General features: G+C 45.5%; 14 protein-coding genes. 2 read left to right on the top strand and 12 right to left on the bottom strand.

Annotation, left to right across the window (positions count from 1 at the left end; genetic code table 11):
• Positions 1 to 11: 11 nt before the first annotated feature.
• From G5A70_RS03705 to G5A70_RS03680, 6 genes are all read right to left on the bottom strand, one after another.
• Entirely contained in the window at positions 12 to 1,700 is a 1,689-nt protein-coding gene (locus tag G5A70_RS03705; protein WP_173748155.1) for an extracellular solute-binding protein, read from the bottom strand.
• 49 nt (positions 1,701 to 1,749) lie between these two features.
• On the bottom strand, positions 1,750 to 2,625 hold the full coding sequence (locus G5A70_RS03700; RefSeq protein ID WP_180211090.1) for a carbohydrate ABC transporter permease: 876 nt from the start codon (positions 2,623 to 2,625) through the stop codon (positions 1,750 to 1,752).
• Between the two features lie 14 nt (positions 2,626 to 2,639).
• Complete coding sequence (locus G5A70_RS03695) at positions 2,640 to 3,590, bottom strand: ABC transporter permease (RefSeq protein ID WP_173748153.1); 951 nt, start codon at positions 3,588 to 3,590, stop codon at positions 2,640 to 2,642.
• 28 nt (positions 3,591 to 3,618) lie between these two features.
• On the bottom strand, positions 3,619 to 5,601 hold the full coding sequence (locus tag G5A70_RS03690; protein ID WP_173748151.1) for an alpha-glucuronidase family glycosyl hydrolase: 1,983 nt from the start codon (positions 5,599 to 5,601) through the stop codon (positions 3,619 to 3,621).
• A 192-nt stretch (positions 5,602 to 5,793) separates the two neighbouring features.
• A complete protein-coding gene (locus tag G5A70_RS03685; protein ID WP_173748149.1) occupies positions 5,794 to 9,225 on the bottom strand; it encodes a glycoside hydrolase family 2 TIM barrel-domain containing protein in 3,432 nt (1,143 codons plus the stop codon).
• 4 nt (positions 9,226 to 9,229) lie between these two features.
• Positions 9,230 to 11,089, bottom strand: coding sequence for a sialate O-acetylesterase (locus tag G5A70_RS03680; RefSeq protein WP_173748147.1), 1,860 nt, complete (start codon positions 11,087 to 11,089; stop codon positions 9,230 to 9,232).
• Positions 11,090 to 11,330: 241 nt separating this feature from the next.
• Between G5A70_RS03680 and G5A70_RS03675 the strand changes: the two genes are divergently transcribed.
• On the top strand, positions 11,331 to 11,663 hold the full coding sequence (locus G5A70_RS03675; protein ID WP_173748145.1) for an antibiotic biosynthesis monooxygenase family protein: 333 nt from the start codon (positions 11,331 to 11,333) through the stop codon (positions 11,661 to 11,663).
• A gap of 14 nt (positions 11,664 to 11,677) precedes the next feature.
• On the opposite strand, the gene G5A70_RS03670 is transcribed toward G5A70_RS03675, so the two are convergent.
• From G5A70_RS03670 to G5A70_RS03645, 6 genes are all read right to left on the bottom strand, one after another.
• Positions 11,678 to 12,592, bottom strand: coding sequence for an AraC family transcriptional regulator (locus G5A70_RS03670; RefSeq protein ID WP_173748143.1), 915 nt, complete (start codon positions 12,590 to 12,592; stop codon positions 11,678 to 11,680).
• Between the two features lie 207 nt (positions 12,593 to 12,799).
• On the bottom strand, positions 12,800 to 13,804 hold the full coding sequence (locus G5A70_RS03665) for a siderophore ABC transporter substrate-binding protein (protein WP_173748141.1): 1,005 nt from the start codon (positions 13,802 to 13,804) through the stop codon (positions 12,800 to 12,802).
• 37 nt (positions 13,805 to 13,841) lie between these two features.
• The gene (locus G5A70_RS03660) at positions 13,842 to 14,594 is read right to left on the bottom strand and encodes an ABC transporter ATP-binding protein (protein ID WP_173748139.1); all 753 of its coding nucleotides are present in this window, start codon (positions 14,592 to 14,594) and stop codon (positions 13,842 to 13,844) included.
• Complete coding sequence (locus G5A70_RS03655) at positions 14,591 to 15,574, bottom strand: iron chelate uptake ABC transporter family permease subunit (protein WP_173748132.1); 984 nt, start codon at positions 15,572 to 15,574, stop codon at positions 14,591 to 14,593. Before G5A70_RS03655 ends, G5A70_RS03660 begins: the two co-directional genes overlap by 4 nt.
• Positions 15,555 to 16,574: an ABC transporter permease gene (locus G5A70_RS03650; protein WP_173748130.1), complete on the bottom strand. Its 1,020-nt coding sequence runs from the start codon at positions 16,572 to 16,574 to the stop codon at positions 15,555 to 15,557. The genes G5A70_RS03655 and G5A70_RS03650 overlap by 20 nt, the downstream gene beginning before the upstream one ends.
• 91 nt (positions 16,575 to 16,665) lie before the next feature.
• Positions 16,666 to 17,058, bottom strand: coding sequence for a winged helix-turn-helix transcriptional regulator (locus tag G5A70_RS03645; protein WP_173748128.1), 393 nt, complete (start codon positions 17,056 to 17,058; stop codon positions 16,666 to 16,668).
• Positions 17,059 to 17,252: 194 nt separating this feature from the next.
• Between G5A70_RS03645 and G5A70_RS03640 the strand changes: the two genes are divergently transcribed.
• A complete protein-coding gene (locus G5A70_RS03640) occupies positions 17,253 to 17,624 on the top strand; it encodes a metal-dependent transcriptional regulator (protein WP_173748126.1) in 372 nt (123 codons plus the stop codon).
• Positions 17,625 to 17,653: the final 29 nt, after the last annotated feature.

The following is a 17,653-nucleotide window of genomic DNA, read 5'->3' as shown; positions in this document are numbered from 1 at the left end:
ATTGCTCTTTCTTAATAACCTAATGTATCTTTTGTTCTTTCAAAGATTTCATTTGCCTGGTCTACATATTTGGTGCTTCCCTTGCTCTCACAATCTGCCACATAAGCATCCCAGTCTTTGTCTAAATCTCTCTTGCCGGAAATGAATTCCAGTGCTGCGGTATTGACATAGTCCATGAGAGACACCTTAATCAGGTTCATCTCTTCTTTCTCCAGCTCATCAGCCAGTACCGGAGGCATCAGTTTTGCATTTTCCTTATTGGCGTCAATCCTTTCGTTCCACTCTTTCTCACCTTCTGAGAATTTGGAGTACTGTAACTCCTTGGAACCGCCGTATGCGAACACACCGCCGCCGAAACCGTAGTCTACGTTTAACTGTTTTTCCGCACCTGGATTAATGCCGTTAAAGTAAATATCCGGATTCAGTGTAATGGTACCGTTTGCATCTTTGGTATAAGTTTCTCCTTCTACACCCCACAGACAGAGTGTCTGACCTTCGTCAGAGTACCACAGCCAGTCAATGAAACGCAGCATTTTAATGAATTCTTTTTCGCCCAGTTCTTCCAGCGCATTGGTAGTGATCATAATACCATTTTCCAGACGTCCTGCATAGCTGGATAATTTCATCTGTCCTTCCGGACCTCCCGGTGTTGTCATAAAGTATAAATCAGCACCGTCTACCTGCATCTTGTTCTGAGACTGAATATCTGCAACCTGCTGATAGTTTACTGTCAGCACATAGGATTCGCCTCTGTAGAATTTCGCCTGTGCCTGTGCACTGTCCTGTGTAAAGGTCTCCGGGTCTAAAATTCCTTCTTCATACATTTTGTTAAACAGTGTCAGATATTCTTTGTACTCGTCTGTGGTATCTGCAAAGTAAAATTCATTCTTGTCAAAGTCAAATTTCATACCGTCCTTTAATCCCCAGTCACCGCCGTCCTGGGAATTACCGCCGGTTACACCATACACGCTTGCTGCCAGGTTCATGGTACAGCCAAACTGATACTGGTCAGACCATACATAATCGCTGCCTGTATACTCTTTTACTTTCTTTAATGCCTGATAAAAATCTTCCCAGGTCCAGGTAGGCTCTGTAGACATGTCCACACCTGCTGCCTCGAAAACATCCTTACGGATAAGGAAAGAATAGCCGCCTGCTGTGGTCTCCCACATACCCGGAAGTCTGTAATATTTTCCGTCAGAGGCCAGAATCTGTTTCAGGTCATCTTCCAGACCCCATTCTTCCACACATTTCTGGTAGTTCGGCATATACTGTACCCAGTCACTGATAGCCACAACCTGTCCACTGTCTTCGTATGCCTTGGAATCATAGATTTTTGGTACAATATACGGTGCGTTTCCACTATTTACAGACGCGGATACCTTATCGTTGTAGTCTGTTCTTGCAACCGTAGTCAAGTCAAAGGTTACGTTTGTCTTCTCTTCAATTGCGCTCCAGAGCAGCCAGTCGTCCTGCATTGGATAGTTCTCATGGTCAGAAAACATCATAGAATATGTCACCGGTTCGTCAGAATGGAAGGTTTCTCCCTCTCCGTAGGTGTAGTCCAAATCCTTGTCGGCTTCTTCTGCGGACATTGTAGGGCCATCTTCTCCCTTAGAGCTGCTGTTTCCGCCGCAGCCTGCAAGTGTAGTGCCTGCCATAAGCAGACTCAGTGTCAATGCAATCACTCTTTTTTTCATTTACTCTTTCCTCCTCTTATTTTTTCAACGGACTGTCCTGCCCGTTTTATTAACCTTTTACTGCACCGATTGTCATACCCTGTACAAAATATTTCTGTACAAATGGGTAGACACAGATAATCGGAATGGATGTCAGCACCATGGTTGCTGATTTTAAAGTCGCCTGTACACTGCTGGCCTCTGCAGAACTTCCGATTTCCGTATTGTTTGCCCCTTCTACCAGCTGTCTTACCCAAAGAGCAATGGGCCATTTATCTCTGGAATCCAGGTACATCATAGGTGCAAACCATTCGTTCCACATACCTACCATATAGAACAGAGCCATAGTTGCCAGAATCGGTTTGGACAACGGAAGAATAATCTTTACAAAAATACCATACACGCCCATACCATCAATGGAAGCCGCTTCCTCCAATTCTTCCGGCAGCCCTGCGAAGAAGGACTTCATAACCAGAAGGTTAAAAGTGCTGATAGCACCCGGAAGAATAATAGCAAGCATACTGTCCTGCAGCCCCAGCCACTGTGTTACCAAAATATAGTTCGGAATAATGCCGCCTGTAAAATACATAGTGAATACCACAAACGGTGTAAAAAACTTATTCAGCCGCAGTCTTGGTTTGGACAGCGGATAAGCCAGCAGCGCGGTACCGATAACCGAAATAAGCGTTCCTACCACAGTATAAAGAATGGTATTTCCGTAATATTTAAAGAAAGAATCATCTTTTAAAAGGTACTTGTAAGTATCCAGTGTAAAATCTACCGGAAAGAAGGTAACCTGGCCTGCGCTTACTGCCGCATCGCTGCTGAAGGACTGTGCAACCAGATATACAAATGGATATAAGGTAATAAACAGTATAAGAATCATAAGAACTGTATTAAATACCTGAAAAACTCTGTAAGATTTTGATGGTTTTATACTATTCATGTTTACACTCCTTTCTACCACAGGGATGTTTCTGTAAGTTTCTTGGACAGGAAGTTGGCTATACTAACCAGTATCAGCCCCAGAAGACCTTCAAACAAACCTACTGCAGACGCATAACTGAAGCTTCCCTGGCTGATACCCATTCGGTATACCAAAGTACCGATGATGTCGGCTCTGCTCTGTGTCATTGGATTGTACAAAAGCAAGATTTTCTGCATATTTCCTGAGGTTACAATGCCTCCGATATCCATAATCAAAAGCGTCATAATGGTTGGCAGGATTCCCGGTATGGTAACGTGAAGAGCCTGCTTGAATTTGTTGGCCCCGTCCATGGAGGCTGCCTCATAAAGTTCGGTATTAATACCGGTCATGGCTGTCAGGTAAAGAATGGTGCCCCAGCCAAGCGCCTGCCATACACCGGAAAGGATATAAATGGCATCGAACCATCCAGGTTCTGACATAAATGCGATTTTGTCTCCGCCTAAAGAAGCAATGAGCTGGTTAATGGGACCGTTAGAAGCCAGAAGTTCTTTCACCATACCGCACAGCACAACAAGAGAAATAAAGTGAGGCAGGTAGGAAACCGTCTGTACCGTCTTTTTCCACCATTTCTTTCTGATTTCATTTAAAAGCAGGGCAAAAATCAGGGTTGCCGGGAAACGTACCAGAAGGTATCCGATACTTAACCGCAGGGTGTTCCAGAAAGCCTGCCAGAAATCCGGGTCTGTGAGAAACTGTTCAAAATAACGGAATCCCACCCAGTAATCACCTAAGATATTGGAACCGCCCCGGTAACGGCGAAAGGCAATGATGTTTCCGATTACAGGTATGTACTTAAAAATTACATAGTAAAGAATGGGAATTACCAGAAAGGAATACAGTTTCCATTCTTTTCTTACATGTCTCAACAGGGAATGTTCCTTGTATTTGACTTTAGGCTGCTTTTTTTCTTTTGTTTTTGTCATATCAGCACCACGTCTCCTTCCTCTTCTCTTAATAAATCGTTCTGTGCTTCTCATCCGGAATCATGCTCTTGCGGTAAAAATAGGAATTAATCTGGTCCCGCCATTCCTTTGCATGCTCTTTCTGATGTGCCAGACGTTTCTGCACTCGCTCAAAAACTTTTGTTTCTATTTTTCCTTCCAGGGAATCCCAGAGGTCTGCCATATAGGCCGCCTCTTCGGCGCCTTCAAAATGTGTGTCGTAAATATGCTGAATCATGGTCTTCCCTGTCTTCAGCTGATAGGTGTACGGAACATAGTGGAAAAACAGCAGAAGTTCTTCCGGACAGGTCTGCACATTTTCATACATGGAAGCATTTGGCTCCCGATACTGCTGTGCGTAACCGGTTCCTTTTTTACCCCGGCAAACTCCCATCCCCAGGTGGTCGGCCCGGTGGTAAGTGCCCCATCGGTCATATTCGTAGCCGTCTACATTGGGACCATAGTGGTAATTGGGGTTTACCATCCAGCCGATTCCCAAAGGAGAGGTATACTTTTCATAAGTCTTCCAGGACATCATCAGCATTTGCAAGATCTTTTCCTGTACTTCCCTGTCATGACCAAAGGTACAGACAATCCATTCTTTCGCTATCTCTTCTGCGGAAAGGGAGGTGTTGAAACACAGTCTGCCGAATCCGAAGAAATTGGCTGCCGCCAAATCATGCCCTGTCCAGTTCTCGTCATTTCCGGTGTTGATCACTGCTGCGATTCCGCAATTGGTGTTTCCCATGGTTTTTCCTGTCACAATGTCTTCCACCGTATCCCTGTCTTCCTGACAGTAAGTACGGAACTTTAACACTTCCTGAAACATGGGAATGAGGTAACAGACATGTCTCTGCTGCCCTGTATACTCCTGTGCAATCTGTACTTCCAGCATTTCATTGGTCTTTTCCATACCTCCGAAAAGGGGAGATACCGGCTCTCTTACCTGGAAATCCATAGGTCCGTTTTTCACCTGCAGGATAACATTTTCCCTAAACTGTCCGTCCAAAGGTCTGAAGTTGTCATATCCTGATCTGGCACGGTCTGTTTTCCGGTCTCTCCAGTCCTGCTGACAGTTGTAAACAAAACACCGCCAAATAATCTTTCCATGATAGGGCGCCACGGCATCAGCCAGCATATTGGCTCCGTCTGCATGGGTTCTTCCGTAGGTGAAAGGCCCCGGTCTTCCCTCGGAGTCAGCCTTTACCAAAAAGCCGCCCAGGTTGGGAAGTCTGGTATAGAGCTCCTGCATTTTATCGTTCCACCACTGCTGCACCGCTTCCTTACAGGGATCTGCGCTGTCTAGATTTCCCAATTCCATAGGCGCTGCAAAGTTCAGACTCAAAAACAGCTGAATTCCGTAAGTCTCAAAGATTTCGCTCATCCGCTGCAGTTCCTTCTGGTAAACCTCATCAATCAGCCAGGTTGCCCGGTCTTTCACGTTCACATTGTTAATCACCACTCCGTTGATTCCCACAGAAGCTGCCAGTCTGGCATAGTCTCTGGTTCTTTCATTTACCAGAATTTTATTGTCTTCAAAGAAAAACGAGTTTCCCGAATACCCTCTTTCAATGGAACCGTCCATGTTGTCCCAGTGATTCAACATTCGGAGGGGAGCGGAAGGCTTCTCTGTTTTTTCTTCCGCCGAAAACTCTTCTTTTGTCTGCAGCATACGGATACAGGCGAAGCTGCCGTAAAGCAGTCCCTTTTCCCCTTGGGAAGTCACAGTCAGTCTGCCGTCCCGGCACTGTATTTTATACCCCTCTTCTCCCAGAGCATTATCCTGCTCCTTTTTCAGAAGAATTCCTGCTTCCTCTTCCTGTCCGGTGATTCCCATATCCATACCGCAGATTTCTTTCACTGCTCTTTGCAGTTCTGTCACAGCGGCTTCTATGGTCTTTCCCCATGTATCTGCATAAATCTTGCTGCCATTCCAGGGTATTTTCAACGTATGGTTTTCTTTATAAGACAGCCATGCACTTTCATATCCCATCTCTTTTCCTCCTGCTGCTTTTGTTCAACTTTCACGGATTTATTTCATTTTTCCTGTTATGTTGTACACTTTTTTGCTTTTCTAAGATATATTATAGGTGATATTTTTCTCTGGCACTCACCTATTATTGCCAAAATTTATGCAGATATTGCGTGATGTTTTGAGGTACTGCGCAAATATTGTGCAGATTATTTACTTTTCGCCCTGTTTTTTAAAGCAAAACCAGCGGAAATCAAAGCTGCTGCCCGGAAGAAAGACAAAACTGACGGTTTTTGTCCCATATACCGGTTTTAAGACAAACTCCTGTGTTTCCTGTCCTCCTGCAAATTCCAGCATCTGCCGTTCTTCCTTTCCATCACTGATAAACCGCACAATGATGGTATTTTTCTCCAGAGGTGTGGAGCCGCACAGAATCAGTTTTCCTGCCCCTTGGTCTCCGAATTCCAGATTTTCAAATTCTATGGTTACATTATTTCCGATTTTGCAGATAGCCTCCTCCTGTCTTTCAAAACTATCCCCGTAAATCCGGTCGCACTCTGTCACCGGCACCTGCTGCCATGCCCGGTTGTACTTCTTAAACCGGAATCCTTTTATATGAAGCTTCTCTTTTACCACAAAGCAGATTCCCGTAACGCCTTTCAACCGTTTGTTCAGCTTATAGACTGCCTCCTGGTACACATTCCACATCTTTGGCTTCTGATAAATCACATCCGCAATCAGCTCTCCGCCTTCTTCCGGAATCCCCTCATAAATCTGAATTTCATAAGGGTCATCCGTAAGAGCAAAAATAGGAAGGATAATTTCGTCTGAACCGTAAGGGCCAAAATCAATATCCCGAAAGCCTACCTGGCTCTCCCCGTCTCTGGCTGTGGCAACCCCGTGCTCATTGCCGTTTCCGATATCGCCTTTGCTGTAGTTGTAAAGTCCGGCGCTGACAAACTCATAGGGATTGGTAAAAGCCGTTCCCAGTCCGCTTATCATAAACTCCAGCTGAGAAATAATTCGTATCTTATCGGTTCCGCATTTGGACATACAGCGCAGACGGAAGGAGCCGTCACTCTTGGCCCGCACCTTCACTTTCCGTCCATCCGGCTCAATTTCTGCGATTTTCAGCGGAATACCTCCGTCATCCACCACACTCCAGAACACTTCCCGGTCTGTGGCATTTTCCGGGCAGAGATAAGCCTGTACCTCCGTTTCCAGATTTTCTGCATACAAATGCAGACCATTGCTGCTCACCATGCGGATATTGCGCACAGGAATTTCTTCTATAGGAACCGGTTTTTCTTTTGTCAAATCTTCCCCTGCCAGATAAGCCAGAGGACTGATACCTTCTCTGACCTCTGCCTGTACCACAGGTATGGATACCACCGCAGGTTTCAGTCCCGGCGCAGTAACCGTCAGCTTCAATACTCCCGGCTCACATCCTGCCTTGCACACAGCCAGCAGTTTTCCGGAAAACAGACGTCGGCTGTAATCTTTATATCCATCGGTATCCGTGCTGTCGCCATTGTCCGTACCAGCCAGTGCGCCTGCACCTTCCACAGAAATATGCACCCGGTTGTTGGCATTTTCCACAGGATAACCGTTTTTATCTTTTACGGAGATCTCTGCAAACAGCAAATCCTCTCCATTTGCCTTCAGCTCCTCACGGTCGCATTTCACACAGAGCTCTGTGCCTTCTCCAAAAGAATACCGCACTTCCTTTGCAATGATTTTTCCGGTCTCATCACAGGCAATAGCACAGATTTCTCCTTCCTTATAAGGAAGCTGCCAGTGGCCTGTAAGGTCTGTGCCGTGTTCATGGTCAATAGAAAAGGTTCCCTGGGTCTTTCCGTTGAAGAAAACCTCCACAACCGGGGCATTGGAGCATACCCGCAGGTCAATAAACTGCCCTTCGTTGAAATCCCAGTACGGGAAAATATGTACCATGGGGTTTTCCCGGTAATCCGTCCAGCCCGCCTGATAAATATAATAGGCATCTTTTGGAAATCCTGCAGTATCTATCTGACCAAAGTAAGAATTTCTGGTGTGATACGGCGTAGGCTCTCCGATATAATCAAACCCGGTCCACACAAATTGCCCGCAGGAAAATTCGTGGTCTCTTTCTGCCAGCAGGCAGGCTTCCGTAGACTCTGCTCCCCAGCTTGTGGTGGAGTTTCCCAAAGAAGAACACTGCTCATCTTCATCGGCCAGCACAGACTGCTGGTAAGGGAAATGGTAAATTCCACGGCTCTGTACAATGGACCCCGTCTCGCTGCCGTAAAGAATCCAGTCCGGATGTTCTGCATGGTGTTTGTCGTAATATTTTTCTCCATAATTATAGCCTGCAATTTTTACAATATCTGCACACTTCTGCGCATTTTCCCAGGGCATATAATTAGAACCAATGGTAATGGCTGCATTCTTTTTCGGGTCATATTTCTCTACTTCGTCCATCAGTATTCTGGTCCACTCCTGGCCCTTTTCACTGATATGGGTATCATAAATCTCATTTCCGATACTCCAGAGAATCAGACTTGGGTGATTCCGGTCTCTCTTCACCCAGGATTTTATGTCCCGTTCATACCACTGCGGGAAAAAACGGGCGTAATCATAAGGTGTCTTGGAAGATTCCCACATATCAAAGGATTCCGATACGATTAAAATTCCCATCTCATCTGCCATTTCCATAAGGTCAGGAGCGGGCATATTGTGGGAAGTCCGCACTGCATTGACCCCCATGTCCTTTAAAATTTCAAACTTTCTTCTCATGGCCTGGCTGTGGTAAGCTGCTCCCAGACAGCCCAAATCGTGATGTTCACAAACACCCTGCAGTTTCACCTTTCTGCCGTTTAAAAGAAATCCTTTGTCCGGGTTAAACCCAAGGGTACGAAAGCCTACCGTCTGTATCTGGCTGTCCAGGATTTCTTCGTCTCTTTTCAGCCTTACCCGCAGTTCATAGCAGTGGGGATGTGCAATGTCCCAGACAGCCGGGTCTTGTACCGTACACTGAAAGAGAACTTTGCTCTCTTTGTCTGCTTCTGTACTTTTTTCATTTCCCGTGAGCATGCTCCACGCTTCTGTGCCCTTTCGCCGCAGCGCATAGTCCAGCGTAAGATTTCTGCCCACAATTTCCGTCTCGATTTCCACATTCCAGCAGTTGTTTTCCAGAAGTTTTCCACTGAAATAGATACCGTCAGACACAAGATGTTCCCTGCCTCTGGTTTTCAGCCATACATCACGGTAAATCCCTGCCCCGGAGTACCAGCGGCTGTTGGGCGCCTGGAAGTTTGCGGATACCAGAAGTTCATTTTCTCCATTCTGCAGAAATTCTGTAATTTCCACCTCAAACGTGGAATATCCGTATTTCCACTGACAAACTTCTTTTTTGTTTACATAAAGGGTACTGTCCATGTAAATACCGTCAAAGCGCAGAACTACCTGCTCCCCTTCTTTCTTTTCCCAGGAAAACTGCTTTCTGTACCAGCCAGTTCCGTCCTCATACAAGTCCTGTGCCTGATAAATCAGCCAGTCATGGGGAATTCCCACAGGCTGAAAATCCTCTTTGCGTGTTTCCATTTCCTCTAAAGAAGTATGCAGCGGCTGCTTGCTGAACTCCCAGTTATCGTTAAATAATCTCATATGCCTAACGCTCCCTTCTTTCTGTTTCTCTGCAAAACGGCCCTGCCGGCAGTCCCGCCCGGTTGTACAGAAGTTCTTTTCCCGGCGCGGATTTCCATGCATACCGCACTGCTTTTACCGTTTCTGTATCTTGACATTTCAGTATCACCCGGTTTTCGCAAACCAGTCCCGGTACGCTCTGTATGTTTCCTTTTTCATCCATGATTTCAAAAACCTGTTCCAGCGTCTTTCCCTGAGGCTCCAACGCATTCCCGTCTCTGGTATCAAACTGTAGTATCCAATCTCTTTCCTGCTGTTTTATCTCCTCCAGTACAGGGCCTTCCCATACCACATTTTCTTTATAAATCAAGCTCTGCGCCGCCAGAAAGGCTCTTCGGGCCACCCCTTCTTTATTCAATGGGTGCAGGTCATAATCTTCTCCCAAATCCAGATTCACGGTCACCGCCGTGTCACAAAGTTCTCCTGCCCGGCTCTGTGCCTGCCGGATTTTCGGCCAGGCCTCTCCCGGCGCAATATCCACATCACAGTTTGGAAGCTGGATAATGATAAAGGGCAGCTTTTCCTGTTTCCAGTGCGCTCTCCAGTCCCTTATCATGTTTTTTAAAAGTGCTTCATAAGAATCCGGCGCCACGTCATTGGATTCTCCCTGATACCAGACCGCACCTTTTACCGTATAGGGCAGACAGGGGGCCGTCATTCCCTGAAACATGACCGAAGGTATACGGCTGAAGAAAATCAGTTCCTGTCCCGGCTGGGACACCGCCCGAATCTGGCAGTCCCAGGTTCCTTCCAGAGGAATGCGCACTCCCGTCTTTGTCACAAGTTCATAGGCCTTTTCCGGCGTTACCCTGCCATTTCCTTCCCGCACCACAAGGCGGATTGCAATTTCATTTTTTCCCTTTTTCAAAAGTCCTTCGGGAATCTGGTAGCGGCGGGGCGGATAGCGGTAGCCTGTCTCACCTACCATTACTCCGTTGATATAAGTCTTATCGCTTTCTGTCAAAGTCCCCAGACGCAAAAGCCCGGCCTCACCTGCGCCTTCCGCTATCTCAAACTCTCTTTTCAGCCATACCAGACCGGAAAAATGATCCAGTCCCTGGTCTGCGAAAATCCCCGGAACCTGCAGTTTCTGCCAGGGCGCCTCTGCCGTCTTTGTTTCCTGCTCTGCAAGAGCCTCGTGCCACTGCTTCTCCCGCTCGTCCTGTCCTTTCTGATACTGTTCCCGAAAGCCTTTGTCCCGGTAATACGCGGTCTTTGCCAAAAGCTCCGGGTAATCCTGCAGCCCCTCTCTGCTTGTCCAGGCCTCTGCCGGAGTTCCTCCCAGACTGGTATTGATGATTCCTACCGGTATCTTATATTTTTCTTTCACAAATTTTCCGAAAAAGTAGGAAAAGGCAGAAACATCCTGTAATTCTTCTCCCATGCAGGTATGCCAGGCCCCTTCCCGGTGGTCCTCAAGCGGCGCAGTAAACTCTGCGTCTTCCACAGCCTTATAAACGAAAATCCCCGGACATCCTCCTTTTGCAAATTCCTCCGGATAGCGCTCCTGTACCCGGTTCATAGGCAGTTCCATATTGGACTGTCCTGCGCAGACAAACACATCTCCTACATACACCGGTGTCACTTCCTGCATTTCTGTGCCTGCCTGCAGCTTTAATGTAAACGGACCGCCCGGCAGCAGATTTTCCAGGTATGCTTCAAAGCGTCCCTGCGCGTCTGCCAAAGCGCTTCCATTCTTTCCCTGTAACTGAATCTGCACCTCCTGTCCCGGGTCACACCAGCCCCAGACTCTGGTTTTCTCTCCCCGCTGCAGGACACAGCCCTTCTGCAGCAATTTCGGAAGCCTGATTCCATATGTACTCATATATTCCACACTCCTTTAACCTCTTCTTTGTCTTACCTTTTCCCTTTCCGGCATAGTTTTTCCATTTTCTCTATCATATCCTGTTTCTGTCTGATACACCGCTGAAATCTTGCCTCTTTCTGTGCATTTCTTGCTTTTTTCTGCTGAAATATATTTAGTTTTTGTGCAAAACGGCAAAGTAGACGATTATCCTGCCTTATGGTAAAATAAATAACAGACAGAAACAAACGGAGGTAAAAAAATGGCTATTACAGTGAATATTTATTACAGCGGAAAAAATGGAAATGCGAAAAAATTTGCAGAAGAAATGATTGCAAACGGAGTGGTGGATGCTATTTGTGCAGAAGAAGGAAATCTTCGATATGAATATTTTTTTCCCATGAAGGATAAGGAAACCGTGCTTTTAATTGACAGTTGGAAAGACCAGCATGCATTAGATGTTCATCATGGCTCCCCTATGATGACAAAAATTGCAGAACTTCGGGAAAAATACGACTTACATATGAAAGTAGAACGTTATATATCTGAGGAATCCGGTATTCCGGAGGCAGATAAGGCTTTTATAAAAGAGTAATCTTTCGGGAAAGATTACTCTTTAGAAACAAACAGCTTATTTCTGTATTCGCTGGGCGAACATCCTTTCATGGTCTTAAATGTCCGGTTAAAGGCGCTGATAGAGGAAAAGCCTGACTGCATGGCAATGTCCGTCACACTGAGCACAGTGGTATAGAGCAGCTCCTCCGCTTTAGTAATCCGTCTCTCGTTCAGATATTCATAGAACGTCATATCCATACACTGTTTGAAAATTCTGGTGAAATGGAATTTGGAAAACCCACTGACAGACGCCACCTCTTCCAGCGTAATATTTTCCTGATAGTGCTGGTTGATGTAATTACAGGCTCCCATAACAGTCTCCATATACTCCTTATGCTTCGTCGCCTGACCGTCCGACACAATCTCATTTTTCTCATACAGCCCTTCCATAACCACTCTGCCCAAAGTCACAAACATTTCAATCAGCTGGGCATAGATAAGGGATTCCCGAAACGTCTTCTTCTCATCATATTCCGTCACAATCCTGTCCATTCTGCTCCGCACAAATTCATACAGTTTTTCGTCCTTTGCATCATAAGGAATATACACAATGGGAGGCAGCAAAGCCAGCAGGGTCTCCATTTCCTTTACTGAATACAGCAAGGAAGCACTGAACTGCAGGATAATTCTTTTGCCTGTTTCCGGTGCTTTCAGACTGTGGAGTACTCCGGTATTAATAATAATTACATCATTTTCTCTAAGTTCATAATTTTCCTTGCCTGCGCAGACCGTATACCCATTTTCCACAGGCATAATCATCTCAATCCCGGTATGCCAGTGTTCAGGATAATCCTCATATTCATCATTATGAAACAGCCGGATTCCCAGAGAATCTCCGTAGTTAATGGTTTCATACATGCCGTCTAATATTTCTATCATCGTTTCTTCCACCACCTTTTTTGCTGCCATGATTGTAACATACTTTCTTATGTTATACCAACATATTATTTTAAATAGACTTTTAGTTCCTGTACCTTTGTGCCTGGATAATGAAATCTCACAGATTTACCTATATAAAAAGCAGGATATCTGTTTCCAGATTTCCTGCTCCATACTTTTATACACAAACGGTCCGCCTGTATAACATCATTTACCATAGTCCACATGAAAGCTGTCTTAAATACTGTCTTCCAAATCTGAAATCATAATATCCAGCGCTGTAATGCCGCCTTCTGCTGTATACCAGACAGCCGGATGCTCCAGATACACCAGATGTCCGTTTTTATAAGCGTCAGTTCCCATAATCAGTTCATTTTCCATGATTTCCTTTGCTGTCTGTGCCCCGTCTGCCCCAATAGCGCTGTCCCGGTCCATAACAAAAATGTAGTCCGGATTTTTCTCTACAACGGTTTCAAAGGAAGCCTCATTGCCATGGGTAGAAGTGCTTTCTGTGGCTGTGAGATTGTCAAAGCCCACTTCCACACCAATCACAGAGCATCTTCCGTCATTGCCCATCAGGTTAAAGCTGCCGCTTGTCGTCATACCCACCAAAGCTGTTTTTCCCTTTGCTTTTTCAGCCAGCGCCGCAATTCTTTCGTCAAATCCTTCTGTTTTGTTCTGCACTTCATCTTCCAGACCAAACATAGAAGCAATGGTTTCTGCATTCTTTTTCACGCTTTTTACCACACCCAGGTCACTGTCTGTAGAAAGATACACCAAAGGCGCAATTTCGCTTAAAGCATCATAGGAGGAAGCCAGGCGTCCGCCAATAAAGATAACATCCGGGTCACACTCCATGACCGCTTCCATATCCGCCTCTTTGATCGTTCCCAGATTTGTCACCTTGTCATTATCCACATAATCTGTCAGGTAGTCCAAAGACGTAGTCGCAGAGCCGACTACGCGGTCTCCCAGTTCCAGATTGTCCAGAATATCCAGTGACGCCATATCCAGCACAGCAATTCTTTCCGGGTCATACGGCACCTCTAAATCCACCTCTTCCTGATTGGCATTCAGAGATTTAATCGTAATACTTTCCGGTGTCTCTGTTTCTTTTTCCGTTACCCCTGACATTTCTGCTGCTGTTTCTTTCGTGTCCTTCTGTGTGTCCTCGCTCTGTCCGCAGGCTGTCAATCCCACAGCCATCACTCCTGCCAGTAATACACCTGCAAATTTTTTCATTCTTTGTCTCCTTTTCTCTGTCATTTCTCGTTGATAGTTAATAATAAATACACAATGGTTTCCCTTCGATTTCCATAATCTCAAAGTCCACCTGATAAATTTCCGAAAGCACCTCTTTTTGAATCACTTCTTTTACGGTTCCGTACTTTGCAATTTTTCCGTTTTTAAAAGCACAGATATAATCGGAATAGAAAGAGGCATAATTAATTTCATGAAGGACCAAAATCACGGTTTTTCCCAGTTCATCACTTAATTTTCGCACCATTTTCATCATGTTGGTAGCATGATAAATATCCAGATTGTTGGTGGGCTCATCTAAAAGCACATACTGGGTATCCTGGGCAATAACCATGGCAATATAGGCTCTCTGCCGCTGTCCGCCGGAAAGTTCGTCCAGAAAACGGTCTTCAAATTCTTTTAATTCCATATAATCGATAGCCTGGTCGATGATTTCCCTGTCCTTCGGGGTAAGTCTTCCGCCTGTATGAGGAAAGCGTCCGAAGGCAACCAGCTCTTTCACCGTCAGTTTCATCTGGATATGGTTGCTCTGTGTGAGAATCGCAAGATGTTTGGACAGTTCCCTGCTTTTCCAGTTCTCCAGACTTTTTTCCTCTAATTCTATCAGCCCTTCATCCTTTGCAATCAGCCGGGAAATCATACTCATAACCGTAGACTTTCCTGCCCCATTAGGTCCAATCAGGGCTGTCACCTTTCCCTTATGAATCTCAAAGGATACGGAATCCACCACGGTTTTCCCGTCATATTCTTTCTTCAGTTCCTGAATTTTCACTGTCTGACACCTCCTCTTCTCAGCAGAAGATACAGGAAATAAATTCCTCCTCCTACTGTAATAAATACGCTGACCGGAACTGCGTATACAAATACCTGTTCCACAATCATCTGCCCGCCTACCAGTACAATCATGCCAAAGAGGGCAGACCCCAGAATCAGCTGGGAATGTCGGTAAGTCCGCATAAGCTGCCGGGATAAATTGGCAATAATCAGTCCCAGGAAGGAAATCGGTCCTACCATAGCTGTGGCTACGGCAATACAAAGGGCTACTCCCAGCAGAAGTTTGCGGATGGCACGGTCATAGTCCACTCCCAGATTAATGGCCTGGTCCCGCCCCAGTGTCAGCACATCCAGAAGCGCCAGTTCCCTGCGAAGCCAGAATATAATCATTCCCAGAAGCACCAGAGAGAACAGAATAATCTCCGAATTTACATTACTGAAGCTGGCCACCAACGTTGCCAGAAGGCTGTCGTATTCATTGGGATCCATCACCCGGATAAGCGTGCTCTGAATACTTCCGAAAAAGGATGTCAGCACGGTTCCGATAAGCAGAACATACAGAATGTTGTTCTTGGTTTTCTTAAAAAGATAACTGTAAATCACCGTAGCCGCTATGCCCATCAGTGTCAAATCTACGGCAAAGGAAACATTGGCGTTTACCACCAGAAAGCTTCCTGAGCCTGCCACAAAGACCACAGCCGTATGAATCAGCGTATACAGGGAATTCATACCCAAAAGGCAGGGTGTTACAATGGTATTGTTGATAATGGACTGAAAGACAATAGACGCACCCCCGATTGCAAAGGCTGTAATCAGCATAACGATCAGCTTGGGAATCCGGATTTTCATGGCGTAGCGAAACAGCCTTTCATTGGAAAAAGAAACATCCACAGTCAGATAGGCTGCTGCCGCCACTGCAACCAACAGCAGCATAAGGAACAGCTTTCTTTTATTTGCTTTATGCACCGCACTGCCCATGTCCAGTCCCTCCTTTTCCCAGCCGAATGGCTTTTCTTCCGTTTTTCAGACGGTATAACAGCAGTAAAATAAACAATATGCTGCCCAGACTTCCCACAATCAGTTCTATAGGAAGTTCGTAAGGCATAATCACCACTCTTCCGATGATGTCGCACACCAGAACAAACAAAGCTCCGAAAAGTGCAGTATCGATTAAAGTCCCCCGAATCTTGTCCCCCTTAAACATGGCTACAATGTTTGGAACAATCAGACCGATATAGGAAATCGAACCTACCACAACCACCACAGACGCCGTAATCATAGCCGCAATGGTAATTCCCATAAAGAGCACAAGATTATAGGGAATTCCCAGGTTTTTAGAAAAATCTCTTCCCAGCCCCACAATGTTAAAATGATTGGCAAAGACAAAAGCCAGAATCACCAGAGGCACGGTCATGTACACAATTTCATACCGTCCTCTGAGCACCATGGAAAAATGCCCTACCAGCCAGGTAGATAACGCCTGGGTCATTTCATACTTGTATGCCAGAAAATTCGTAAGTCCTCCAATGACGTTTCCGAACATAATTCCCACAAGCGGAACCAGAACCACATCTTTAAATTGTATTCGCTGGATAAACCAGACAAAAATCCAGGTTCCCAGAATTGCTGCTGTAAAGGCAAAAAACGCTCTTCCCCACAATGTGGAATTGGGAAGAAACACCAGGGCCAGCAAAATTCCAAACTGCGCAGAGGAAATCGTAGCCCCCGTAGATGGGGATACAAATTTATTCATACACAGCTGCTGCATAATCAACCCTGCGGTGCTCATACCGATTCCGGTACACAAAATCGCCAAAAGCCGCGGTATTCTGGAAATCAGAAATACTTTCCATACTTCCGGTTCTCCTGTAAGCAGAGAGGATAAATCTGTATCAATGACACCGATGAACAAAGATACCACAGCCAGCACTGCCAGAACCGAAAATAAGAGAATCGTTGATAAATGTTTTCTTATCATGACACCTCCCGTTGTTTTCATCCGCGCTTTTGTTAGCTGAGGCTAACCCAGGCTCAAAAAAATTTTGCCCGGTTACGCGGTTCGTGGATAACTATACACAATCCGGCCCCTCCGTGCAATACCTTACTTTCTGGTAAGTACCTTCCTGTATCGGTTCTCCGTTTTTGTCGGCATGCCGTTTCGCCAGCTTACAGATGGCACATAAGATTTCTTTTATTTCCATATATTCTTCATTAAGATGATAAAACACAATGGCCGGCTTTTGCTCCTTCACCACCTCTTTATGCAAAATTCCCTCTTCCTCCAGTTCCCGGAGATTGGTATAAAGCACCTTTTCCGAAATTTCCGGTATACACTTTTTCAGAATTCCAAACCGGTTCTCTCCGTGAATAATATGCCACAGAATTCTCATTTTCCACTTCCCGCCTATGATACGGTTAGCAAAAATCAGAGGGCAGACAACTTCTGTTTTTCTATTTGACATGCATGTCTCCTTTCACATTTTTTGCAAAATCACTTCTGCATTTTATAGTATCACGGGAAATTTTGCAAGGAATTTCTCTTTCCATATATCCACCGGATTTTCCTCTGCTTTTCCCGATATCTGTTTTTTTGTTTGAACTCCCAAACAAAATATGCTATCCTGTTAATAGTATATTTTACGGAAGGAGCAACAACATGGAAATACATGAATCCGCCGAAAACTACCTGGAGACCATTCTGGTTATCGGAAAACGAAAACCTCAGGTGCGTTCCATAGATATTGCCAACGAGCTTTCTTTTTCTAAACCCAGCGTCAGCGTTGCTATGAAAAATCTCCGTGTAAACGGATACATCAACGTGGACCGGGAGGGCTTTATCACACTGACAGAAGCCGGACGCGCTATTGCGGAAAAAATATATGAGCGTCATGAGCTTTTAAGCGCCTGGCTGGTACATCTGGGCGTGGACCCCCAGGTTGCCGCCGAAGACGCCTGCCGTATTGAGCATGTTATCAGCACAGAAAGTTTTCAGGCTATTAAACGGCATACGGAATCCCAGAAAAAATAATACCTGGGAAATTTTAAACACCAAAATCC

Origin of the sequence: Blautia hansenii, from assembly GCF_013304445.1 — a bacterium.
Lineage (GTDB): Bacteria > Bacillota > Clostridia > Lachnospirales > Lachnospiraceae > Blautia.
Note: the sequence above shows the minus strand (reverse complement) of the source record. Positions and strands in the feature narration are given on the sequence as shown.